The following is a 24,657-nucleotide window of genomic DNA, read 5'->3' as shown; positions in this document are numbered from 1 at the left end:
GTGAACTGCTTCAAACCGTCGCAGGCCCCAACGCCTCTGCCCGCTGCCCGGCGGGGCTAATTTCTTCCCCTGTCCATCCGTTCCCCTGTGTACATCCGGCTGCCCAGCGCTGCCCGCCAGTTTGGCGCGGTACAGCCCCGGCACGACTCAACCAGACACTGGCAGGAACATTCCATGACGGACGCCTTCGAACTCCCGCACTCGCTGGTCCAGGCCCTGGCGCAACGCGCCGAGCAGACCCCGGAGCGCATCGCCTTGCGCTTTCTGGCCGATGCGCCAGGCGAGCAGGCCGTGCTCAGCTACCGGGACCTCGACCAGCGCGCGCGCACCATTGCCGCCGCGTTGCAGGCCCGTGCCGGTTTCGGTGAGCGTGCCGTGCTGCTGTTCCCCAGCGGCCCGGACTACGTCGCGGCGTTCTTCGGCTGCCTGTATGCCGGGGTGATCGCGGTGCCGGCCTACCCGCCGGAATCTGCCCGCCAGCACCACCAGGAACGGCTGCTGTCGATCATCGATGACGCGCAGCCGCGCCTGTTGCTGACGGTAGGGGCGCTGTGCGAGAGCTTGCAGGGCCTGGAAGCGCTGGTCGGGGAACATGCTCCGGTGCTGCTGGCCGTGGACAGCCTTGACCCACAGTTGGCCGAACAATGGCGTGAACCTGCGCTGGCCAATGACGACATCGCCTTCCTGCAGTACACCTCCGGTTCCACTGCGCTGCCCAAAGGCGTGCAGGTCAGCCACGGCAACCTGGTGGCCAACGAACAACTGATCCGCCAGGGCTTCGGCATCGACCTGAACCCCGACGACGTGATCGTCAGCTGGTTGCCGCTGTACCACGACATGGGCCTGATCGGCGGCCTGCTGCAACCGATCTTCAGCGGCGTGCCCTGCGTGCTGATGTCGCCCGGCTACTTCCTCGCCCGGCCGCAGCGCTGGCTGCAGGCCATCAGCGAGTACGGCGGCACCATCAGCGGCGGCCCGGACTTCGCCTACCGCCTGTGCAGCGAACGGGTCAGCGAGGCCGCCCTGGCCGGGCTCGACCTCAGCCGCTGGCGCGTGGCCTATTCCGGCTCCGAGCCGATCCGCCAGGACAGCCTCGACACCTTCGCCGACAAATTCGCCCGCTGCGGCTTCCAGGCCAGCAGCTTCTTCGCCAGCTACGGCCTGGCAGAGGCCACCCTGTTCGTCAGCGGCAGCCGCCGTGGCCAGGGCATCGGCGCACTGGAACTGGACGCCGAGGCGTTTGCCGCCAACCGCGCCGAGCCGGGCCAGGGCAGTGTGCTGATGAGCTGCGGCTACCCGCAGCCAGGCCACGCGGTGCGTATCGTCGAACCGCAGCAGTTGCAGGTGCTGGGCGACAACCTGGTGGGCGAGATCTGGGCCGGCGGCCCGAGCATCGCCCTGGGCTACTGGCGCAACCCCGAAGCCAGCGCGCGCACTTTCGTCGAAATGGATGGCCAGACCTGGCTGCGCACCGGCGACCTGGGTTTCATGCGCGACGGCGAAGTGTTCGTCACCGGGCGCTTGAAAGACATGCTCATCGTCCGTGGCCAGAACCTCTACCCGCAGGATCTGGAAAAGACCCTGGAGCGTGAAGTGGACGTGTTGCGCAAAGGCCGGGTGGCGGTGTTCGCCGTCGACGACCAGGGCGAGGAGGGCATCGGCGTGGCGGTGGAGATCAGCCGCAACGTGCAGAAAGCGCACACCCCCGAGGCGCTGATCAACACCCTGCGCCGGGTAATCGCAGACGCCTGCCGCCAGGCCCCGGCGGCGGTGCTGCTGCTCAACCCCGGCGCGCTGCCCAAGACCTCCAGCGGCAAGCTGCAGCGCTCGGCCTGCCGCCTGCGCATGAACGACGGCAGCCTGGATTGCTACGCGCGCTTCCCGTCCGTCGCCGCGCAGCACAGCGCAAACGTAGCGGGCAGCGACCTGCAAGCACGCATCGCGGGTATCTGGCGCGAGCTGCTCAAGGTCGAAGCCGTGGCGGCGGATGATCACTTCCTGCTGCTGGGCGGCAACTCCATCGCTGCCACTCAGGTCACCGCGCGCCTGGGCGACGAGCTGGGCATCCAGCTGAGCCTGCGTACCCTGTTCGAAGCACCGACCCTGGCCGAATACAGTGCCGCGGTGGCGGCCATCCTCGCCGAAGGGGGCAAGGCTGCCGGCGCTATCGAAACCCAAGGCCGTGACCAGGCCCTGCCCCAGTCGCTGGCGCAGAACCGCCTGTGGCTGCTGTGGCAGCTGGAGCCTGCGTCCGCCGCCTACAACATCCCCGCCGGCCTGCACCTGCGCGGCGAGCTGGACCAGGCCGCGCTGCAGGCCAGCTTCCAGGCCCTGGTGGCGCGCCACGAATCCCTGCGCACGGTGTTCGACGAGGTCGACGGCCAGGCCGTGCAGCGCATCCTGCCAAGCCTTGCGTTCACCCTCCAGCACTGCGACCTAGAGGGCCTGGAGCCCGCCGAGGTGGCCGCGCGCCGCGAAGACGAAGCGCAGCGACAGTTCGACCTGCGCCAGGGCCCGCTGCTGCGGGTGACCCTGGCCCGCCTGGATGACGAAGAGCACCAGCTGTGGGTGACCCTGCACCACATCGTCGCCGACGGTTGGTCGCTGAACATCCTGCTCGACGAGTTCGCCCGCCTGTACGCGGCGCAAGGGCAGGTACAGTTGCCCGAATTGCCACTGGGCTACGCCGACTACGGCACTTGGCAGCGCCAGTGGCTGGCCGATGGCGAAAGCGCCCGCCAGCTCGATTACTGGAAGAACACCTTGGGCGATGAACTGCCGGTGCTCGACCTGTGCACCGACCAACCCCGTGCCAGCCAGCAGCACAATCGCGCAGCGCGTCACAGCCTGAAGGTGCCGGCCCGACTCGCCTCAGCCCTCAACGACCTGGCCCGCGACCAGCAGGCCAGCCTGTTCATGGTGCTGCTGGCCGGCTGGCAGGCGCTGCTGCACCGCTATACCGGCCAAGGCGACATTCGCGTTGGCGTGCCCAACGCCAACCGCCCGCGCCTGGAAACCCAGGGCATGGTCGGCTTCTTCATCAACACCCAGGTGCTGCGCGCCGAGCTCGATGGCCGCCTGCCGTTCGCGCAACTGCTGAGCCAGGTGCGCCAGGCCACCCTCGAAGCCCAGGCCCACCAGGACCTGCCGTTCGAGCAACTGCTCGAGGCGCTGCCGCAGGCCCGTGAGCAGGGCCTGTTCCAGGTCATGTTCAACCACCAGCAGCGCGACCTCTCGGCGCTGCGCCGCTTGCCTGGCCTGCTGGCCGAAGAGCTGCCCTGGCACAGCCGCGAGGCCAAGTTCGACCTGCAACTGCACAGCGAGGAAGACCATCAGGGCCGCCTGACCCTGGCCTTCGACTACGCCGCCGGGTTGTTCGAGGCGGCCACCGTCAAGCGCCTGGCCAACCATCTGTTGGCGTTCTTCGAACAGGTGTGCGCCCAGCCGCAGCTGGCGTTGGCCGAGGTGCAACTGCTCGATGAGCCGAGCCGTGCGCAACTGCTGCACTGGGGCCAGGCCCCGGCCGCGCAGCCACAGCAACTGCTGGTCGAACAGCTCAACGAACAGGCCCGCCTGACCCCCGAGCGCACCGCGCTGGTGTGGGACGGCGGCCAGCTCGCTTACGCCGAGCTGCACCAGCAGGCCAACCGCCTGGCCCACTACCTGCGTGACAAGGGCGTCGGCCCGGACACTTGCGTGGCCATCGCCCTCGAGCGTTCGCCGCAGTTGCTGGTGGGCCTGCTGGCCATCCTCAAGGCCGGTGGCGCCTACGTGCCGCTGGACGTGGATTACCCGGCCGAGCGCCTGGCCTACATGCTCAAGGATTGCAACGCCGGCCTGCTGCTCAGCCACAGCAGCCTGCTCGAAACCCTGCCGGAGGTTGACGGCGTCAGCGCCATCGCCCTCGACCAGCTGCACCTGGACAGCTGGCCAAGCCAGGCCCCGGGCCTGCACCTGCACGGCGACAATCTCGCCTACGTGATCTACACCTCCGGCTCCACCGGCCAGCCCAAGGGCGTGGGCAACACCCACGCGGCCCTGGCCGAGCGCTTGCAGTGGATGCAGCAGGCCTACGCGCTGGACGACAGCGACGTGCTGATGCAGAAGGCGCCGATCAGTTTCGACGTGTCGGTGTGGGAGTGCTTCTGGCCGTTGATCACCGGTTGCAAGCTGGTACTGGCCGGCCCCGGCGAGCACCGCGACCCGCAGCGCATTGCCCAGCTGATCCAGCAGCACGGCGTGACCACGCTGCACTTCGTGCCGCCGCTGCTGCAGGTGTTCGTGCAAGAGCCGCTGGCGGCTGGCTGCACCAGCCTGCGCCGGCTGTTCTCCGGGGGCGAGGCGCTGAGCGCGGCCCTGCGCGACCGCGTGCTGCAACTGCTGCCCCAGGTGCAGTTGCACAACCGCTACGGCCCGACCGAAACCGCTATCAACGTCACCCACTGGCACTGCCAGGCCAGCGACGGCGAGCGCTCGCCGATCGGCCGCCCGCTGGGCAACGTGCTGTGCCGGGTGCTGGACGATGAATTCGAGCTGGCCCCGCCAGGCGTACCGGGCGAATTGTGCCTGGGGGGCGCCGGCCTGGCCCGTGGCTACCTTGGCCGCCCTGGCCTCACTGCCGAACGCTTCGTGCCGCAGCCCGACGGCGAGGGCGCGCGCCTGTACCGCAGTGGCGACCGTGCCCGCTGGCACGTGCGCAGTGAATCCCTGGAGTACCTCGGGCGTCTGGACCAGCAGGTCAAGGTGCGCGGTTTCCGCGTCGAACCTGAAGAAGTGCAGGCGGTATTGCTGGCGCAGCCGGGTGTGCAGCAGGCACTGGTACTGATCCACAAGGACGCCGTCGGCGCCCAGCTGGTCGGCTACTACAGCGGCATCGAACAGACCGACGCCGTGCTCGGGGCCCTGGCCGAGCGCCTGCCGGCCTACATGGTGCCGGCGCAACTCATCCACCTGGCGCAGATGCCCCTCGGCCCAAGCGGCAAGGTGGATCGCAAGGCACTGCCGGCGCCGGTGTGGCAGCAGCGTGAACACGTCGAGCCACAGACCGAACTGCAACAGCAGGTGGCGGCGATCTGGCGCGAAGTGCTCAACCTGCCCCAGGTCGGCCTGCACGACGACTTCTTCGCCCTCGGCGGCCACTCGTTGCTGGCCACCCAGATCGTTTCGCGCAGCCGCCAGGCACTGGATGTCGAGCTGCCGCTCAAGGCCCTGTTCGAGGCCAGCGAGCTGGGCGCGTTCTGCGCCGAAATCGCCCGCCTGCAGGGTAGCGGCGAGCGCAACCGGCAAGGCGCCATCGCCCGGGTCGACCGCCGTCAGGCGGTGCCGCTGTCGTACTCGCAGCAGCGCATGTGGTTCCTCTGGCAGATGGAGCCGGACAGTCCGGCCTACAACGTCGGCGGCATGGCCCGTTTCAAGGGCGTGCTGCACGTGGACGCCTTCGAGCGCGCCCTGCAGGCGCTGATCGTGCGCCACGAAACCCTGCGCACCACCTTCCCCAGCATCGACGGCAAGGCTTACCAGTGCGTGGACGACGACAGCCACCTGCAACTGCAGTGGCATGACTTCAGTGCCTTGCCCGACGATGCCCGCCAGCAACGCCTGCAGCAACTGGCCGACGAGCAGGCGCACCAGCCGTTCGACCTGGCGCGCGGCCCGCTGCTGCGCGCCTGCCTGGTCAAGGCCGGTGAACGCGAGCATTACTTCGTGCTGACCCTGCACCACATCGTCACCGAAGGCTGGGCCATGGACATCTTCGCCCGCGAACTGGGCGAGCTGTACGAAGCCTTCGTCGACGAGCGCGAATCACCGCTGGCGCCGCTGCCGGTGCAGTACCTCGACTACAGCGTGTGGCAGCGCCAGTGGCTGGAAAGCGGCGAGGGCGCGCGCCAGCTGGCTTACTGGCAAGACCGCCTGGGCGACGAGCACCCGGTGCTGGCCTTGCCGGCCGACCGCCCACGCCCGGCGGTGCAGAGCCACCGCGGCGAGCTGTACCGCTTCGACCTGGACCCCGCGCTGGTCAAGCGTGTGCATGCCTTCAACGGCCAGCGCGGCCTGACCCTGTTCATGACCATGACCGCCACCCTGGCCGCTCTGCTGCACCGCTACAGCGGCCAGCGCGACCTGCGCATCGGCGCGCCGGTGGCCAACCGCATCCGCCCGGAAAGCGAAGGGCTGATCGGCGCCTTCCTCAACACCCAGGTGCTGCGCTGCGAGGTGGACGGGCAGATGAGCGCCAGCGCGCTGCTCGACCAGGTGCGTAGCGCCATCATCGACGGCCAGTCGCACCAGGACCTGCCGTTCGAGCAGTTGGTCGAAGCGCTGCAGCCGCCGCGTTCGAGCGCCTACAACCCGCTGTTCCAGGTGATGTGCAACGTGCAGCGCTGGGCCTTCCAGCAAAGCCGTGAGCTGGTGGGCATGCAGGTGGACTACCTGGTCAACGACGCCAGTGCCACCAAGTTCGACCTGTACCTGGAGGTCACCGACCTCGATGGCCGCTTGGGCTGCTGCTTCACCTACAGCCGCGACCTGTTCGACGAACCGCGCATCGCGCGCATGGCCGAGCACTGGCAGCAGTTGCTCGAAGCTCTGCTGGACAACCCGGCGCAGCGCCTGTGCGAGTTGCCGATGCTGGCCGAGGCCGAGCAGCAGGTGCTGGTGGGCCAGTTGCAGGGGCAGCAGGACTTCGAACTGAACCAGACGCTCCACGGGCTGTTCGCGGCCCAGGCCGAACGCACCCCCGAGGCGCTGGCGCTTACCTTTGCCGGCAGCCACCTGAGCTACGCCGAACTCGACCAGCAGGCCAACCGCCTGGCCCGCGCCTTGCGTGAGCGCGGTGTCGGCCCGCAGGTGCGGGTGGGCCTGGCGCTGGAGCGTTCGCTGGAGATGGTGGTCGGCCTGCTGGCCATCCTCAAGGCCGGTGGCGCCTATGTGCCGCTGGACCCGGAATACCCACTCGACCGCCTGCGCTACATGATCGAAGACAGCCGCGTGGGCCTGCTGATCGGCCAGCGCGGCTTGCTCGAAACCCTGGGCGAGTTGCCCGCAGGGGTGGCCAGCTGGAACCTGGAGGACGATGCCGCGCGCTTGTCCGCCTACAGCGACGCGCCGCTGGACAACCTCAACCTGCCGCAGCATCAGGCCTACCTGATCTACACCTCGGGCTCTACCGGCAAGCCCAAGGGCGTGGTGGTCAGTCACGGCGAGATCGCCATGCACTGCCAGGCGGTGATCGCCGAGTTCGGCATGCGCAGCGACGACTGCGAGCTGCACTTCTATTCGATCAACTTCGACGCCGCCAGCGAACGCCTGCTGACGCCGCTGTTGTGCGGTGCCCGCGTGGTGCTGCGCGCCCAGGGCCAATGGGGTGCCGAAGAGATCTGCCAACTGGTGCGTGAGCAACAGGTGAGCATCCTTGGCTTTACCCCGAGCTACGGCAGCCAGTTGGCCCAGTACCTGGCCGGGCAGGGCGAGCAGTTGCCGGTACGCCTGGTGATCACCGGCGGCGAGGCACTGACGGGCGAGCACCTGCAACGTATTCGCCAGGCGTTCGCCCCGCAGCAGTTCTTCAACGCCTACGGCCCGACCGAAACCGTGGTCATGCCGCTGGCTTGCCTGGCCCCCGAGCAACTGCCAGGCGACGCTGGCAGCGTGCCGATCGGCCGGGTGATCGGTGCCCGCAGCGCCTACATCCTCGACGAGGACCTGGCGCTGCTGCCGCAAGGCGGCATCGGCGAGCTGTACGTCGGCGGTGCCGGCCTGGCCCAGGGTTACCACGACCGCCCGGGCCTGAGCGCCGAACGCTTCGTCGCCGACCCGTTCAGCCACGACGGCGGGCGTCTGTACCGTACCGGCGACCTGGTGCGTCTGCGCGCCGATGGCCTGGTGGAATACGTCGGCCGCGCCGACCAGCAGGTGAAGATCCGCGGCTTCCGCATCGAGCTGGGCGAAATCGAAAGCCGTCTGCAGGAGCATGCCGATGTCGACGAGGCCGTGGTCCTGGCCCTCGACCTGCCGGGCGGCAAGCAGTTGGTGGGTTACCTGGTGTGCGCGCAAGCCAAGGCCGACAGCGACGCCCAGGCCCTGCTGCGCGAAGCGGTCAAGGCCGACGCCCGTCAGCACCTGCCGGACTACATGGTGCCGGCGCACCTGGTGCTGCTCGACAGCCTGCCGCTGATGGGCAACGGCAAGCTCGACCGCCGTGCGCTGCCGGCGCCGGACCTCGAGCAGGCGCGCCAGCATTACCAGGCCCCGGCCAACGAGCTGGAAACGCAACTGGCGCAGATCTGGCGCGACGTGCTCAACGTCTCGCGCATCGGCGTGCAGGACAACTTCTTCGAACTGGGCGGCGACTCGATCCTGTCGATCCAGGTGGTCAGCCGCGCCCGCCAGCTGGGACTGCAGTTCACCCCGCGCGACCTGTTCCAGCACCAGACCATCCAGACCCTGGCCGCCGTGGTCACCCGCAGCGCGGCACCGAGCGATATCGAGCAGGGCCCGCGCCAGGGGCGCAGCGGCCTGACGCCGATCCAGCACTGGTTCTTCGACAGCGAAGTGCCGCAACCCCAACACTGGAACCAGGCCGTGCTGCTCGAAGCGCGCCAGCCGCTGCAGGCGGAGAAACTGGAACGGGCCCTGGCCGCGCTGGTGGCACATCACGACAGCCTGCGCCTGCGCTTCAGCCAGGCCCAGGGCCGCTGGCAGGGCGAGTATGCCCAGCCGCACACCCCGTCACTGCTGTGGACCGCCACCGTGGCCGACTTCAACGACTGCCAGGCGCTGTACAGCGACGTGCAACGCAGCCTCGACCTGGAGCAGGGGCCGCTGCTGCGCGCCTTGCTGGTCAGCGACGGCCAGGGCGCCCAGCGCCTGCTGCTGGCGATCCATCACGTGGTGGTCGATGGCGTGTCCTGGCGTGTGCTGCTCGAAGACCTGCAAGCGCTGTATCGCGGCGAAACCCTGGCCGCCAAGACTCACGCCATGGGCGACTGGGCGGCACGCCTGGCCAGCTATGCGGGTTCCGATTCGCTGCGCGACGAGCTGGGCTGGTGGGAACGCCAGCTGGGCAGCGCCCGCCATGAACTGCCGTGCGATCACCCCCAGGGCGGCAACCTGCATCGCCACGCCCAGAGCCTTGCCATCGAACTCGATGTCGAGCAGACCCGCCAGTTGCTGCAACAAGCGCCGGCGGCCTACCACACCCAGGTCAACGACCTGTTGCTGACCGCACTGGCGCGCACCCTGTGCCGCTGGACCGGTGACGAGCAGGTGCTGGTGCAACTGGAAGGCCATGGCCGCGACGGGCTGTTCGAAGACATGGACCTGACCCGCAGCGTCGGCTGGTTCACCAACGCCTATCCGCTTAGCCTGAGCCCGGACATGGCCGAAGGCGAGGTGGCCCGCGCGGCATCGATCAAGCGCATCAAGGAGCAACTACGCCAGGTGCCGCACAAAGGCCAGGGCTATGGCGTGCTGCGCTACCTGGCCGATGACGCCGGCCGTGAGCGCATGGCGGCGCTGCCCCAGGCGCGCATCACCTTCAACTACCTTGGCCAGTTCGACCAGCAGTTCGACCAGGCCGCGCTGTTCCAGCCACTGGATGCGCCGGCGGGCCTGGCCCACGACCTGGATGCGCCGCTGCCGAACTGGCTCAGCGTGGATGGCCAGGTGTACGGCGGTGCCCTGCAACTGCGCTGGAGTTTCAGCACCGAGCGCTACGACGAGGCCACCATCGTCACCCTGGCCGAAGCCTATCGCCAGGAGCTGCTGGCGCTGGTCGGCCATTGCCTGGCCGATGGCAACGGTAGCTTCACGCCGTCGGACTTCCCCCTGGCGCAACTGACCCAGGAGCAGATCGACGCACTGCCGGTGCCCGCCGCGCAGATCGAGGACGTCTACCCGCTGACACCGATGCAGGAGGGCCTGCTGCTGCACACCCTGCTGGAACCGGGCACCGGCCTGTACTACATGCAGGACCGCTACCGCATCAACAGCGCCCTCGACCCCGAGCGCTTCGCCCAGGCCTGGCAGGCCGTGGTCGCCCGCCACGAAGCGCTGCGCGCTTCGTTCAACTGGAACGTCGGCGAGGCGATGCTGCAGATCATCCACAAGGCCGGCAACACGCCGGTGGACTACCAGGACTGGCGCGGCCTCGACTACGACGCCCAGGAGGCGCGCCTGCAGGCCCTGCACAAGCAGGAACGCGAGGCCGGCTTCGAGCTGCTGCGCGAGGCGCCGTTCCACCTGCGCCTGGTGCGCGTGGCCGATGAGCGCTACTGGTTCATGATGAGCAACCACCACATCCTCATCGATGCCTGGTGCCGCTCGCTGCTGATGAACGACTTCTTCGAGCTTTACCAGGCCCTCGGCGAGGGCCGTCAGGCGCAGCTGCCGGTACCGCCGCGCTACCGCGATTACATCGGCTGGCTGCAACGCCAGGACCTGGGCGAGGCGCGCCAGTGGTGGCAGGCCAACCTGGCCGGTTTCGAACGTGCCACGGCAATCCCCAGCGACCGCCCGCTGCGCCATGACCATGCCGGTGACGGCATGGTGGTCGGCGACTGCTACACCCGCCTGGACGTCACCGAAGGTGCCCGCCTGCGCGAACTGGCCCAGGCCCACCAGCTGACGGTCAACACCTTCGCCCAGGCGGCCTGGGCCCTGACCCTGGCCCGTTGCAGCGGCGAGCGCGACGTGGTGTTCGGCGTCACCGTGGCCGGCCGCCCGGTGAGCCTGCCGCAGATGCAGCGCACCGTCGGCCTGTTCATCAACAGCATCGCCCTGCGCGTGCAGTTGCCGCAGCCGGGCGAACGGCGCAGCGTGCGCCAGTGGTTGCAAGGCTTGCTCGACCGCAACATGCAGCTGCGCGAGTACGAATACCTGCCGCTGGTGGCGATCCAGGAATGCAGCGAACTGCCCAAGGGCCAACCGCTGTTCGACAGCCTGTTCGTGTTCGAGAACGCCCCGGTGGAAACCGCCGTGCTCGACCACGCCCAGCACCTGAACGCCAGCTCCGATTCGGGCCGTACCCATACCAACTTCCCGCTGACCGCGGTGTGCTACCCGGGCGATGACCTTGGCCTGCACCTGTCGTTCGACCAGCGCTACTTCGACTACCCGAGCGTCGAGCGCCTGCTGGGTGAGTTCAAGCGCCTGCTGCTGGCGCTGGTGGACGGCTTCGAAGGCGAGGTAGGCGAACTGCCGCTGCTGGGCGCGGATGAACAGCGCTTCCTGCTGGACGACTGCAACCGCACCGAGCACGCCTACCCGCTGGAGCAGAGCTACATCGAACTGTTCGAAGCGCGGGTCGCCGCGCATCCGCAGCGCGCCGTTGCCCGCTGCCTGGAGGCGTCGTTCGACTACGCCGGGCTTAACCTGGCGGCCAACCGCCTGGGCCATGCCCTGGTCGCGGCCGGTGTGGCCATCGACCAGCCGGTGGCACTGCTGGCCGAGCGTGGCCTGGCGCTGCTGGGCATGATCGTCGGCAGTTTCAAGGCCGGTGCCGGCTACCTGCCGCTGGACCCAGGCCTGCCGTCGGCACGCCTGCAACGCATCGTCGAACTGAGCCGCACCCCGGTGCTGGTGTGCAGCGCCGCCTGTGCCGATCAGGCGCGCCAGTTGCTCGACGAAGTGGCGGGCGCGGTACGGCCGAAACTGCTGGTGTGGGAAGAGGTGCAGGCGAGCAACGTGGCCAGCCACAACCCGGGCATCCACAGCGCGCCGGACAACCTCGCCTATGTGATCTACACCTCCGGCTCCACCGGCCTGCCCAAGGGCGTGATGGTCGAGCAGTGCGGCATGCTCAACAACCAGCTGAGCAAGGTGCCGTACCTGGTGCTGGACGAGCGGGACGTGATCGCCCAGACCGCTTCGCAGAGCTTCGATATCTCGGTCTGGCAGTTCCTGGCCGCGCCGCTGTTCGGCGCCACGGTAGAGATCGTGCCGAACGCCATCGCCCATGATCCGCAAGGCTTGCTGGCCCATGTGCAGGCCACCGGCATCACCGTGCTGGAAAGCGTGCCGTCGCTGATCCAGGGCATGCTGGCCAACGATCACCAGGCGCTGGACGGCCTGCGCTGGATGCTGCCGACCGGCGAGGCGATGCCGCCGGAGCTGGCCGCGCAGTGGCTGCAGCGTTACCCAGACGTAGGCCTGGTCAACGCCTATGGCCCGGCGGAGTGCTCGGACGACGTGGCGTTCTTCCGCGTCGACCTCGCATCGACCCAGGGCAGTTACCTGCCGATCGGCACGCCGACCGACAACAACCGCCTGTACCTGCTGGGCGAAGATCAGGAGCTGGTGCCGCTGGGGGCGGTGGGCGAGCTGTGCGTCGCCGGTACCGGGGTGGGCCGCGGCTATGTCGGCGACCCGGTGCGCACCGCCCAGGCGTTCATCCCGCACCCGTTCGGCGCCCCGGGCGAACGCCTGTACCGCACCGGCGACCTGGCGCGTCGTCGCCCGGACGGGGTGCTGGAGTATGTCGGTCGTATCGACCACCAGGTGAAGATCCGCGGCTACCGCATCGAGCTGGGCGAGATCGAGGCGCGCCTGCACGAACAGCCCGAGCTGCGCGATGCCGCCGTGGGTGTGCAGGAAGGCGTCAACGGCAAGCACCTGGTCGGCTACCTGGTGGCCCATCAAGGTGTCGAAGCCGATGCCGCGCTGCTCGACCAGCTCAAGCAACGCCTGCGTGCCGAACTGCCGGAGTACATGGTGCCGCTGCACTGGGGTTGGTTCGACAGCCTGCCGCACAACGCCAACGGCAAACTCGACCGCAAGCTGCTGCCAGCCATCGATATCGGCGGCCAGCACAGTCAGGACTACCTGGCGCCGCGCAGCGAGCTGGAAGAGACCCTGGCCGGCATCTGGGCCGACGTGCTCAAGGCCGAGCGGGTGGGCGTGCGCGACAACTTCTTCGAACTGGGCGGGCACTCGCTGCTGGCCACGCAGATCGCTTCGCGGGTGCAGAAGGCGTTGTCACTCAACGTGCCGCTGCGGGCGATGTTCGAGTGCAGCACGGTGGAGGAACTGGCGGCTTACGTGCAGGGGCTGCAGGGCAGTGCGCTGGATGAGGACAAGGTGGATCGGTTGAGTGATCTGATGGCGGAGCTGGAGGCGCTTTAAATACATCCAGGCAATGCAATCGCGGGGCAAGCCCGCTCCCACGCAGCAAAGCGATAGCGTGGGAGCGGGCTTGCCCCGCGATCGTTTTCAGCGCTTGCCGAGGATCTTCCCAAGCATCTCCGGCCGCGGCGCCCCTTGCTGGCTCTGCAACTGCCCATGCTCATCCTGGAAGAAGATCGCCGGCGTGGCTGCCAGCCCCAGCTCTTCCATCAGCGCCTGGTTGGCGTCGAGCTTCTTCTGCACCGCCTCCGGCACCTTCTCCAGTGGCTTGAGCGTGCTCGCCTTGCCCGCCGACTCATGGGCCAGCAAGGCCTTGCTCGGGTCCTTGGCGGCCAGCAGGGCGGCGGACTTGCCCGGGCTGTCCTCGCGGATGATGCCCACCATGATATGGCGCAGTTGCACCTTGCCAGACTCGACCCACGGCCGGGCCTGCTGCCAGAACATGTTGCAATACGGGCAGTTAGGGTCGCTGAACAGGTAGACGATGCGCGGTGCGTCGGCCTTGCCGTCGGCGATCCAGGCGGTCTTCTCCATCTTCGCCCAGATGGCCTTGCTCATCGGGGCGTACACCAGTTTCTCCAGGGGCTCGGCGCTGAGGTCCTTGCCTTGCTCGTCGAACAGGCTGCCGACCAGCACGTGCTTGCCGTCGGCCGTGAGGTACAGGGCGATGCCGTTGTTCTGGTACTCGGCGGCGTAGCCGCGCAGGCCGTCGGGGGCATCGAAGCTGCCTTTGATCACCGCGCCCTTGGCTTGCAGTTGCTGGATCGCCTTGGGCAGTTCTTCGGCCTGCAGCGCGGGGGCGGCCAGCAGGGCGAGGGTGAGGGGCAGCAGGGCATTCAATCGCATGTCAGTTTCCTTGTGGGGCGGGCGCGTCGGCGCGGTCGAAGGGTTCCAGGGCGTGGCGCAGGCTGGCCCGCGACAGCTCGCCCAGGTGGCTGCCGACCAGGCGCCCTTCGGCGTTGTAGAACAGGGTGGTGGGCAGGGCCATGGAGCCGACCTTGCGCGCCAGCTCGCCGGTGCCGTCGAACAGCACATGGGACAGCATCAGGCCGGTGGTGGCCATGAAGGTGCTGACGTTCTCCGGGGTTTCGCCCTGGTTGACGAACAGGAAGGTCACGTGGGGGTAGTCGTGCTGGGCTTGCTGCAACACCGGCATTTCGCGGCGGCAGGGCGGGCACCAGGTGGCCCAGATATTGATCACCAGCGGGCGCCCGCGGTAGTCGTGCAGCGCCACTGCCTGGCCGCGGTTGTCGCGCAGGGTCAACTGCGGCAGCTCGGTGCCCTTGCTGTACAGGTGGCTGCCCAGGCTGCCGAGCACCCAGAACAGCGCGCCGCTGGCCAGCGCCCAGCCCAGTGGGCGGCGCAGGCCGGGGCGACGCCAGCCCTGCCAGAGCGTGCCCAGGACGATGCCGAACAGGCCGCCCCAGAGCAGGAAACCACCGTCGCGGATATCGATGACTTGCAGCGGCTCGTCGCGGTACATCGGCCAGTAGGCCAGGACGAAGCCCACGCGGGCACACAGCAAGCCCAGCAGAAACACGTTGAACAACGCCGATTCGGGGTTCTCGCCACCGCGCTTGGCCACGCGCCAGCCGACCAGGCAGGCGATGCCCAGCGCCGCGAGCAACAGCAGGTGGTTCAGGGCCATGGTCAATGGCCCGAGGGTGACGGTCAGCATCAGCCTTGGCTCCTGGTCTGGGCCCAGTGTTGCAGGAAACCGGCGGCGTCGATTTCGCCGGTGATGCGCCGGGCGCGGCGTTCGTCGCCTTCCGGGCCGATCCAGACCAGGCTGGGCGGGCCTGGCACCTGGTAGCGCTGCAGCAGCTCGCGGCTGGCCGGCGAGTCGGAGGTGACGTCCAGGCGCAGCAGGTGCACGCCGTCGAGGCTGGCCTGCACATCGGCACGGCCGAACACCTGTTTCTCCATGACCTTGCACGACACGCACCAGTCGGCATAGTAGTCCACCAGCACCCACTGGCCACGGGCCTTGGCGGCATCGAGCTCGCGCTGCAGGTCGGCGGGGCTGCTGACCGTGACGAAGGCGTCATGCGCGGTGGCCTGGGCCGAGTTGCCGGCCTTGCCCGCGAAGGGCTGCAACGGCTGCCACAGGCTGCTGCCACCTGCCGCCGCACCGACCAGCAGCAGGCCGCCCCACAGGGCCCCCAGCAGCGGCACCGCGCGCAGGGCAGGTAAACGGTGCAGGGCCGGCCAGGCGGCCCAGCCCAGGGCGATCAGCCAGGCGCCGGCCAGGGCCAGCAGCGAGGGCTCGGCCAGCAGGGTGCGCACGGTGTACAGGGCCATGGCCAGGAACACGAAGCCGAACAGGCCTTTGACCAGATTCATCCAGGCGCCTGGGCGCGGCAGGTAGCGGTTACCCAGGGTCACCAGCAACAGCAGCGGCACGCCCATGCCCAGCCCGAGGCTGAACAGCACCAGCGCCCCGTGCAGCACATCGCCGCTTTGCGCGATATACAGCAGCGCGCCGGCCAGCGGCGCGGTCATGCACGGGCCCATCAGCAAGCCCGACAAGGCGCCGAGCAGTGCCGCGCCATACAGGTTGCCGCCGCGGGTACCTTGCCCGGCGCGGTCCAGGCGATCTCGCAGCGCCGCCGGCAGCTGCAACTCGAAGGCCCCGAACATCGGCAGGGCCAGCAGCACGAACAGCGCCGCCAGGCTGCCCAGCAGCCACGGCTGCTGCAACCAGGCCTGCAGGCTGGCGCCCAGCAGCGCGGCGACCACCCCCAACACGGCATACACCAGCGCCATGCTCAGCACATACACGCCGGCGAGTACCCAGCCACGGCGGGCGCTGGCGCCATTGCCCATGACCAGCCCGGCGAGGATTGGCAGCATCGGCAGCGAACATGGGGTGAAGGCCAGCAGCAGGCCCAGGCCGAAGAATGCCAGCAGGCTCCAGGCCAGGGTGCTCTGCTGCAGCGTGCCGGCCAGGGCCTGGTCGCTGGCCTGCTCGGCGCCCGGCGTCGACGCCTGGGTGCCACCCAGGGCGATCGGCGTGGTTTGCGGCGGGTAGCACAGCCCGGCGTCGGCGCAGCCTTGCCAGCCCAGGCGCAGCTCGCCACTGGCGTTGGCCGGCAACAGCAGCTCCAGCTCGGTGCGGTACACCGCGCTGTCGCCGAAGAACTCGTCGTGATGGTTTTCGGCCTGGGGCAGTTGCGGGTGCTGCTCAGGCGGCAGGCCGTCGAACTTCAGGCGCTTCTGGTAGAGGTAATAGCCGTCCTGGATCTGGAAATGCAGGCGCACCTGGCCGTTGGCGAGGCGGTCGTGGGTCAGCACGAAGGCCTGGTTCACCGGCAGGAAGTCCGGTTTGGCGGCAAAGGGGTTGGCCTGGAGCGGGCCGGCGAGCAGGAATGTCAGGAAGAGCAGGAGCACACGCATGTCGACGCCTTGGCAGAGCTTGGAATGCGGCCATGCTGGCCGGGGGGTATTAACTGAAGGTTAAACCGGGATTTTGACGACGACTGAGCCCCCACCGCGGGGCATAATCCCCCCTTAATGACCACGCTGTTCAATAGCCCGCTTCCCCACCCCAGGAGCCCCCACCATGCACGTTCTGCTCTGCGAGGACGACGACCTGATCGCCAGCGGCATCTGCGCCGGGCTCACGGCCCAGGGTTTCACCGTCGACCGGGTGGGCAATGCGTCGCAGGCGCGGCAGATGCTGCAGGCCGCGCAGTTCGATGTGATGATCCTCGACCTGGGCCTGCCCGACGAGGACGGCCTGAAGCTGCTGCGCCGCCTGCGCCAGCAGGGCGAGGCGCTGCCGGTGCTGGTGCTGACCGCGCGGGACGCGGTCAGCGACCGGGTCGACGGGCTGCAGGCCGGCGCCGACGACTACCTGCTCAAGCCGTTCGACCTGCGCGAGCTGGCGGCACGCCTGCACACCCTGGTGCGGCGCGTGGCGGGGCGGGCGGTGAACGTGATCGAGCATGGCCCGCTGTGTTATGACCCGAGCAGTTGCATGGCCACCCTGGCCGGGCAGCCGGTCGACCTGTCGCGGCGCGAGCAGGCACTGTTGCAGGCGCTGTTGCAGAACCCCGGGCGGGTGCTGTCCAGCGAACAGCTCAAGGATTGCGTCTACGGCTTCAGCGACGAGGTCGAGAGCAATGCGTTGAACGTGCATATCCACCACCTGCGGCGCAAATTGGGCAATGGCATCGTCGAGACGGTGCGCGGGCTGGGCTATCGGCTGGGGCCGGCGCAGGCGCCGGAGGGGGCTTCGTCATGAGCCTGCGGGTGCGGCTGTCGCTGATCCTTGGCAGCGTGTTCATCGTCATCTGGGCGTTGGCGGCGGCGTGGATGCTGCGCGACCTGCGCCAGCAGATGATGTTTTCCCTCGACCAACGCCTGGTGGCCTCGGCACGCATGGTCGCCGGGCTCATCGACCAGTTGCCGCAACCGTTGGCAGCCAAGGGCGAGGAGGCGCATTTTGCCGCCGACCAGCTGAGCGTGCCGGACGGCATGGCCTGCCAGGTCAGCTCGCTGCGCGGTGAGGTGCTGGCCAGCAACCACAAGCACGACGGGGCGATGGACGACCAGCGCAGCGGCTTCCGTGACCAGACCATCGAAGGCGCCTCCTGGCGCACCTTCACCTACAACCACGGCGATGTACGGATCACCACGGCTGACCGTCACCAGGAACGCGAGGCGCTGAACCAGTCGATCCTGCTGGCCGCCTCGGCGCCGGTGCTGATGGCCTTGCTGGGTAGCCTGGGGCTGTTGTGGATCGGCCTGGGCAAAGGCCTGGAACCGCTCAACCGCATGCGCGACGCGTTGCGCAGGCGGCGCGCCGACAGTGTCGAGCCGTTGCAGGTGGCGGGCCTGCCCAGCGAACTGCAGCCGTTGCTCGACACCCAGAACCAGCTGTTCCTGCGCATCGCCCAGACCCTCGAGCGCGAGCGGCGCCTGACCGACGATGCCGCCCACGAGCTGCGCAGCCCGCTGACCGCGATCAAGACCCACCTGCAGGTGGCCCGCATGACTGACGGCGCGGTACGCGAGCAGGCGCTGGAGCACGCCGAGCAGGGCGCCGACCGGATGCACCGCACGCTTGAACAACTACTGATGCTGGCCCGGGTCGAGGGCAGCCTGTCGTTCGACGACGGCGTGCAGTGCAGCGCCGAGCAGGTGGCCTTGCAGGCGGTTCAGGACGCAGGCGGTGGCGATAACCGGCGCATTCTGCTGCGCTTGCCAGAGGAGGCGGCCAAGGTCTACCTCGGCATGCCGGCGCCCTTGGCGGTGGCGGCGCTGCGTAACCTGCTGGACAACGCCCTGCGTCACGGCGGCGATGCGGCGGTGGAGCTGGAAGTGCAGGCGCAGGATGGGCAGGTGGGTTTCATGGTGCGCGACCATGGCCCGGGCATCGCCCAGGAAGACCTCGAGCACCTCACCGAACGCTTCTGGCGCAACAGCCAGAGCGGCGGTTGCGGCCTGGGCCTGGCGATCGTCCAGGCCATTGCCCAGCGTTGCGCGGGCAGCCTGCGGTTCGACAGCCAGGCCGATGGGTTGCGGGTGTGGCTGAACGTGCCGGCGCGCTCGGCCAAGTGATCGGTGTTGGCTTCATCGCGTGTAGGAGCGGCCTTGTGCCGCGAAAGGGCTGCGCAGCGGCCCCCTGCGATCCATTTGGTAACGCTGGGGCCGCTTTGCAGCCCTTTCGCGGCACCAGGCCGCTCCTACACTGCGATCAGCACTGGCACAACAAATCCCGCAGCAACCGCTAAATCCGTACCTCGCCCAAGCGTTTTCCAAGCGATAACAACCCGACACACATCCGGTTACAGGGGCGTGGCGGGCACATTCGCTTGCTTGCGAGGGTTTTTCCGATGTCGACCGCTTCCAGCCTTGCCCAGGTCCTGCCGGCCAACGCGCCGCAGGCCTTGTATGAATTCACGGACTCACCGCTGCTGCTGCGCCAGCAGCAACAGGAGTCCAACGCGCGCAGCTACCCGCGGCGCATCCCGCTGGCGCTCAAACGCGCCCGTGGCCTCTACGTCGAGGACGTCGAGGGCCGCCAGTTCATCGACTGCCTGGCCGGTGCCGGCACCCTGGCGCTGGGGCACAACCATCCGGTGGTGACTGAGGCGATCCAGCGTGTGCTGGCCGATGAGCTGCCGCTGCACACCCTGGACCTGACCACCCCGGTCAAGGACCGTTTCGTCCAGGACCTGTTCGGGGTGCTGCCCGAGGTGCTGCGCAACGAGGCGAAGATCCAGTTCTGCGGCCCGACCGGTACCGACGCGGTGGAAGCCGCACTGAAGCTGGTGCGTACCGCCACCGGGCGCAGCACGGTGCTGGCGTTCCAGGGGGCCTACCACGGCATGACCCAGGGCGCGCTGAGCCTGATGGGCAGCCTGGGGCCGAAAAAGCCGCTGGGCGCACTGCTCAACAATGGCGTGCAGTTCCTGCCATACCCTTACGACTACCGTTGCCCCTTCGGTCTGGGCGGCGAGGCGGGCGTGCGCGCCAACCTGCATTACCTGGAAAACCTGCTGAATGACCCCGAGGCCGGCGTTGCGCTGCCTGCGGCAGTGATCGTCGAGGTGGTGCAGGGCGAAGGCGGCGTGATCCCGGCGGACATCGAATGGCTGCGTGGCCTGCGCCGGATCACCGAGCAGGCCGGGGTGGCGCTGATCGTCGACGAGATCCAGAGCGGCTTTGCCCGTACCGGGCGAATGTTCGCCTTCGAGCATGCCGGCATCGTCCCGGATGTGGTCACGCTGTCGAAAGCCATCGGTGGCAGCCTGCCGCTGGCGGTGATGGTCTACCGCGACTGGCTCGACCTGTGGTCGCCGGGCGCCCATGCCGGCACCTTCCGCGGCAACCAGATGGCCATGGCCGCGGGCTCGGCGGTGATCAACTACCTGGTCGAGCACCGTCTGTGCGAGCACGCCGAAGCCATGGGCCAGCGCCTGCGTGGCCACCTGCAACGCCTGCAGCAGGATTATCCGCAGCTGGGCGACGTTCGTGGCCGTGGCTTGATGCTGGGGGTCGAGCTGGTGGATCCGGCCGGCAAACTCGACGCCCAAGGCCATCCGCCGGCCTGTCGCACCCTGGCGCCGAAGGTGCAGCGTGAATGCCTGCGCCGTGGCTTGATCCTCGAGCTGGGCGGGCGGCATGGCGCGGTGGTGCGCTTCCTGCCGCCGTTGATCATCAGCGCCGAGCAGATCGACGAAGTGGCCGGGCGTTTTGCCGAAGCGGTGCGGGCGGCGGTTGCTGCACGTTGAAGTGAACCGTGACAAGCACTGGGGCCGCGTAATGCGGCCCCAGTGCTTTTCAGTCCAGTACCCGCCCGGCGCGCCAGTAGCCCATCAGCGTCAGGCTTTCGCGTGGCAGGCCGCGCGTCTTGATCAGGTGTCGGCGGATGTCCATCACCGCCCCTGATTCACCAGCGATCCAGGCATGGAAGCCATTGCTCTCGCCGCTGGCCAGTTCCCACAGCAGCTGTGTATCGATGTCCACGTCCTCCAGCGTGCCCGAGGCTGTGCTGCGCGCAGCGGGCAGGCTGGCCAGCTCCTGTACGGCGTGGCGCATGGCCTGGCCGTGCTCGCTGCGCAGCAGGTCGCGGGGCAGCCAGTGCAGGCGGGTAGCCGGGCTGTGGCGCAGGGGCAGGCAGTCGTCTTCCAGGGGCACTTCGATGAAGGCTTCTACCGCCAGCTCAGGGGCCTTGTCGGCCAGTTGTTCGAGGATGCCGGCGATGGCCGGCAGGGCGGTTTCGTCGCCCACCAGCAGAATGTGCCGGGCGTTGTGCGGGGGCTTCCATTCATAGCCGCCCGGGTCGCCGGCATAGGCCAGGTTGGGGGCGACCATCTGCAGCCGGTCACCCATGCGGGCGGTGGTCGCCCAGGCCGATGCCGGGCCGTTCACCCCATGCAGGACGAAATCCACATCCACTTCGCAGGCTTCGCGGCGCAGGGCGCGAATGGTGTAGGTGCGCATCGGCGGCGTGTCCTGCGGTGCCAGGTGGCGGCGTGCCTGTTGCCACTGGCCGTCCTTGGGCAGGTTGGGCGCAGCGCCTGCGGGGGTGGGAAAGAACAGCTTGATGCGCTGGTCGGGAGCCAGGGTGGTCATCCGGGCCACGTCAGGGCCGCTGAAGACGAAGCGGCACAGCGAGGGGCTCAGGGCCACGATGGCCTTGAGCTCGATGTCGAAGATCCGGTAGGCGGTGGCCTTGCTGGGGCGGATCAGGCGGGCAAGCAGGGAGGTCATGGGGGTACCTCTGGCAACGGGAGATACTCAACAGACGAGCGCCTTGGCCGCTAAATTTACCCGGCCGACATCCGTCCTAGCTTGGATAGAAGCCGCGTCACGCGGAGACGGATTGAGGCGCAATGACAATTTCTCGACGAGGATTCATCGCAGGCCTGGCGGTAGCGGGCGCTGCCGGCACGGCGGCCTATTACGCGCACAAGGAGCTGACCCACGACCCGCAGGACGATGTGGTCACGCCGGGCGAGGCCAGCGTGGAGCTGGCCGACGCCGCCGGGCAGGTGCTGGCGGACTTGCTGCGTGGGGTCTGGGATATCCGCTTTGGCGGCGCCGATGGCGGCCTTGACGGCCTGCCCAGGGAAGGCGTGGAGATGTTCCTCGATGTCGCTACCAAGGGCCGCGGGCTGCGGGGCTTCGTCGATACCGGCGAACGCCTGCGTGGCGACGGCGAGGCGGCCTACCGTGTGCTTGGCGACCTGGTGGGGGCCAGCAGCGGCCAGGTGCGCTGGCGGTTGGTCGGCCTGCACGGCGGCCCGGGCTATGAGTGCGTGGCCAGCCTCGATGAGGTGTGGGGTACCTTTGCCAATGCCGGCCCGGGCACCCTCAGCGGCCGCATTCAACGCCTGGACCGGCCGCTGACGCTGCCGTTGCAGGACAGCCGCTTCGTCGCGGTCAAGCGCCCATTCCCCGAAGCGCGCGAGCGCCTGCCCTACACCGCGCAGATGCAGGACTGGGTGATCGGCGCCGAGCATCGGCTGTTCCACCAGCTCTGGCACGCGACCCGCGATCAGTGGCACAAGCTGCCCGTGGAGAAGCACAACGCGCTGCGTGGCCTGGGCTGGCAGCCCGGCCCGCGCGACCGCGAGCGCGATGCCCGTGGCCCGCGCAAGCACCGCAATGGGTCAGGCATCGACTTCTTGTTCATGCATCGGCACATGCTGATGCATGCCCGCACCCTGCAGGACCTGCCGTCCTGGCAGCGCTTCCCGCTGCCGCAACCGAGCGTGGAGTTCGACCGCGCAGGCTTTGCCCGCTACCACGACAACCACGACGGCCACCGTGTGCCGCCCAGTTGGCAGGCGCCCGAGGACGAGGCCTATGGCCAGTGGGTGGCGGCGATCAAGGCGGGTGAGACGTTCTGCAGCAACTTCCAGGTGTGGGAGTCGCAGTACCAGGACCCGCAGTACCTGTCGAAGCTGTCACTGGGGGCCTTCGGCTCCGAGCTCGAGATGAACCTGCACGACTGGTTGCACATGTGCTGGGCGTCGGTGCCGCGAGACCCGATCAACGGCGCGCCGGTGCCCTTCGCCCGTGACCCTGCGGACTTCGCCGCGCGCTGGTTCGAGCGTGAAAACGATTTTCTCGGCGACCCGTTCTCGTCCCACGTCAACCCGGTGTTCTGGGCCTTCCATGGCTGGATCGACGACCGCATCGACGACTGGTTCCGCGCCCATGAGCGTTATCACCCTGGCCAGGTTCGGCGCCAGCAGGTCAACGGCGTGGCCTGGTTCGCCCCTGGCCGCTGGGTGGAGGTCGATGACCCGTGGCTGGGGCCTGATACCCATGGCTGCAGCACCGAGCCGGGCACGCGCCCGGGCAAATCGGTCGAGATGGACGTGGAGGTGATGAAACTGGCCTTGCGCATTACCTTCGGTGAGGACGACAAGATCGACGGGCTGCTGCGCAAGGTGCCGCAACGGCCCTGGTATGCGCGGCACCTGTCGATGAAGAACATCTCGACCTGAGGGCTCGCACGCCCCCCGTAGGAGCGGCCTTGTGCCGCGAAAGGGCCGCGCAGCGGCCCCCGGATTTCAGCGTCACCGCACAAATCGCCGGGGCTGCTGCGCAGCCCTTTCGCGGCACAAGGCCGCTCCTACAAGGGGCGGCGGGTCATGGCCGAGCCTCGGCCAACGCCTGCGGCGCCTGCCACCCCCCACCCAACGCCTTGTACAACGCCACGCTGCCCTGTAGCCGTGCCAGGTACAGTTGCGCCTGTTCATCCTGGGCCAGGTACAGGGTGCGTTGGGTTTCCAGCACGCTCAGCAAGGTCTCGGCACCGGCGGCATAACGCTGCTGGGCGAGGTCGAAGGCGATGCGCGCCTGCTGCACTTCCTGGTCTTGCCACTGGCGCTGGCGCTCCACGCCACTGATGGCGTTGAGGGCTTTCTCGACATCGGAAAAACCGGCCAGGATGCTGCTGCGGTATGCCTCCAGCAGCTCCTGCTGCTCGGCGCTGGCCAGCTCGCGCTGGGCGCGCAGGCGGCCATTGTTGAAGATGGGCGCGGCAAGGCCGGCGGTGAGGGTGTAGTAGGGGCTGTCGAAAATGTTGGCAAAGGTCCTGGAGCCACTGCCAAGGTCGGCGCCCAGCACCAGACGCGGCAGCATGGCGGCCCTGGCGACCTGCACGTCGGCGCTGGCGGCGGCCAGGCGGGCTTCGGCAGCGGCGATGTCGGGGCGTCGGCTCAGCAGTTCGCTGGGGACACCGCTGCCGATCACCGGCCAGCGCAGCGCGCCGATCACCTCGTTGCCGGCAGGCAGTGACTGCACCGGATCACCCAGCAGGGTGGCCAGGGTGATGCGGTTGTCCTGGCGGCGCTGCTCGAGCAGCGGCAGCTGGCGCTCCTGGGCGGCCACCAGGCTGCGCTGCTGGGCCAGTTCCAGGCGGGTGGCGGAGCCGGCGCGTTCGCGGGTCTCGACCAGGCCGAGCACGTCGCGGGCGTTGTCGAGGTTGAGGCGGGCGATGCGCAATTGCTCCTCCAGGGCCAGGCCCTGCAGGTAACTGTCGGCCACGGCACTGACCAAGGTCAGTTCGACGGTCTGGCGCTCGAAGCGGCTGGCGTCCAGGCTGCGCAGGGCGCTGTCGCGGGCGGCGCGCAGGCCACCCCAGAAGTCGATCTCGTAGCTGGCGCTCAGGCGTGTACTGAACGAGGTGCTGGTGCGTTCGCTGCTGCTGGCGTCGAGCTGGTCGTTGCCGTCACCGCGCAGCAGGCGCTGGCGACTGGCATCCAGGCCCAGCTGCAGTTCCGGCAGCAAGGGGGCGCCGGCGATCACTGCGCTGGCCTGGGCCTGGCGCACCCGGGCGGTGGCGGCGGCGAGGTCGTAGCTGTTTTGCCGTGCGCGTTCGATCAACTGGTCGAGCGCTGGGCTGGCGAAGGCGCGCCACCAATGGCTGTCCGGCCAGGGTTGCGCCGTTTCGGCGGCGCTTTGCCAGGTGGGTGGGGCGTCGATGCCCGACGCCGGTGGCGGCGGGGTGCTGCAGGCGGCCAGGAACAGGCTCAGGGTCAACAGGCTGATGCGGCTGGGGATCGTCATGGA

General features: G+C 68.6%; 10 protein-coding genes. 5 read left to right on the top strand and 5 right to left on the bottom strand.

What is annotated here, in order from left to right; all coding sequences use genetic code 11:
* Positions 1-174 precede the first annotated feature (174 nt).
* The gene (locus DM373_RS13270; protein WP_110994022.1) at positions 175-13,119 is read left to right on the top strand and encodes a non-ribosomal peptide synthetase; all 12,945 of its coding nucleotides are present in this window, start codon (positions 175-177) and stop codon (positions 13,117-13,119) included.
* Positions 13,120-13,206: 87 nt separating this feature from the next.
* Here the strand turns inward: DM373_RS13270 and dsbG are convergent, their stop codons facing one another.
* Genes dsbG through dsbD form a run of 3 tightly spaced genes read right to left on the bottom strand, consistent with a single transcriptional unit; the run spans position 13,207 to position 16,515 of the window.
* A complete protein-coding gene (gene dsbG / locus DM373_RS13265) occupies positions 13,207-13,965 on the bottom strand; it encodes a thiol:disulfide interchange protein DsbG (protein WP_110994021.1) in 759 nt (252 codons plus the stop codon).
* A gap of 1 nt (position 13,966) precedes the next feature.
* On the bottom strand, positions 13,967-14,797 hold the full coding sequence (locus DM373_RS13260; RefSeq protein WP_110994020.1) for a TlpA family protein disulfide reductase: 831 nt from the start codon (positions 14,795-14,797) through the stop codon (positions 13,967-13,969).
* Positions 14,797-16,515 carry a protein-disulfide reductase DsbD gene (gene dsbD / locus DM373_RS13255; RefSeq protein WP_110994019.1) on the bottom strand — a complete coding sequence of 573 codons (1,719 nt, stop codon included), beginning with the start codon at positions 16,513-16,515 and terminating at the stop codon, positions 14,797-14,799. Before dsbD ends, DM373_RS13260 begins: the two co-directional genes overlap by 1 nt.
* A 166-nt stretch (positions 16,516-16,681) precedes the next feature.
* On the opposite strand from dsbD, the gene DM373_RS13250 reads away from it, so the two are divergent.
* The 3 genes from DM373_RS13250 (at position 16,682) to DM373_RS13240 (ending at position 20,360) form a co-directional block, all read left to right on the top strand.
* Entirely contained in the window at positions 16,682-17,365 is a 684-nt protein-coding gene (locus DM373_RS13250) for a response regulator (RefSeq protein ID WP_110994018.1), read from the top strand.
* The gene (locus DM373_RS13245; RefSeq protein WP_110994017.1) at positions 17,362-18,684 is read left to right on the top strand and encodes an ATP-binding protein; all 1,323 of its coding nucleotides are present in this window, start codon (positions 17,362-17,364) and stop codon (positions 18,682-18,684) included. The genes DM373_RS13250 and DM373_RS13245 overlap by 4 nt, the downstream gene beginning before the upstream one ends.
* 275 nt (positions 18,685-18,959) lie before the next feature.
* The gene (locus DM373_RS13240; protein ID WP_110994016.1) at positions 18,960-20,360 is read left to right on the top strand and encodes an aspartate aminotransferase family protein; all 1,401 of its coding nucleotides are present in this window, start codon (positions 18,960-18,962) and stop codon (positions 20,358-20,360) included.
* Between the two features lie 49 nt (positions 20,361-20,409).
* On the opposite strand, the gene DM373_RS13235 is transcribed toward DM373_RS13240, so the two are convergent.
* Positions 20,410-21,342: a siderophore-interacting protein gene (locus DM373_RS13235; RefSeq protein ID WP_110994015.1), complete on the bottom strand. Its 933-nt coding sequence runs from the start codon at positions 21,340-21,342 to the stop codon at positions 20,410-20,412.
* Between the two features lie 122 nt (positions 21,343-21,464).
* On the opposite strand from DM373_RS13235, the gene pvdP reads away from it, so the two are divergent.
* Entirely contained in the window at positions 21,465-23,087 is a 1,623-nt protein-coding gene (pvdP, locus tag DM373_RS13230) for a pyoverdine maturation tyrosinase PvdP (RefSeq protein ID WP_110994014.1), read from the top strand.
* A 145-nt stretch (positions 23,088-23,232) separates the two neighbouring features.
* Here pvdP and DM373_RS13225 read toward each other — a convergent pair whose 3' ends face one another.
* Positions 23,233-24,654, bottom strand: coding sequence for an efflux transporter outer membrane subunit (locus DM373_RS13225; RefSeq protein WP_110994013.1), 1,422 nt, complete (start codon positions 24,652-24,654; stop codon positions 23,233-23,235).
* Positions 24,655-24,657 lie beyond the last annotated feature (3 nt).

It is taken from the genome of Pseudomonas sichuanensis (assembly GCF_003231305.1).
Lineage (GTDB): Bacteria > Pseudomonadota > Gammaproteobacteria > Pseudomonadales > Pseudomonadaceae > Aquipseudomonas > Aquipseudomonas sichuanensis.
This window is presented reverse-complemented; position numbering and strand designations above follow the sequence as displayed.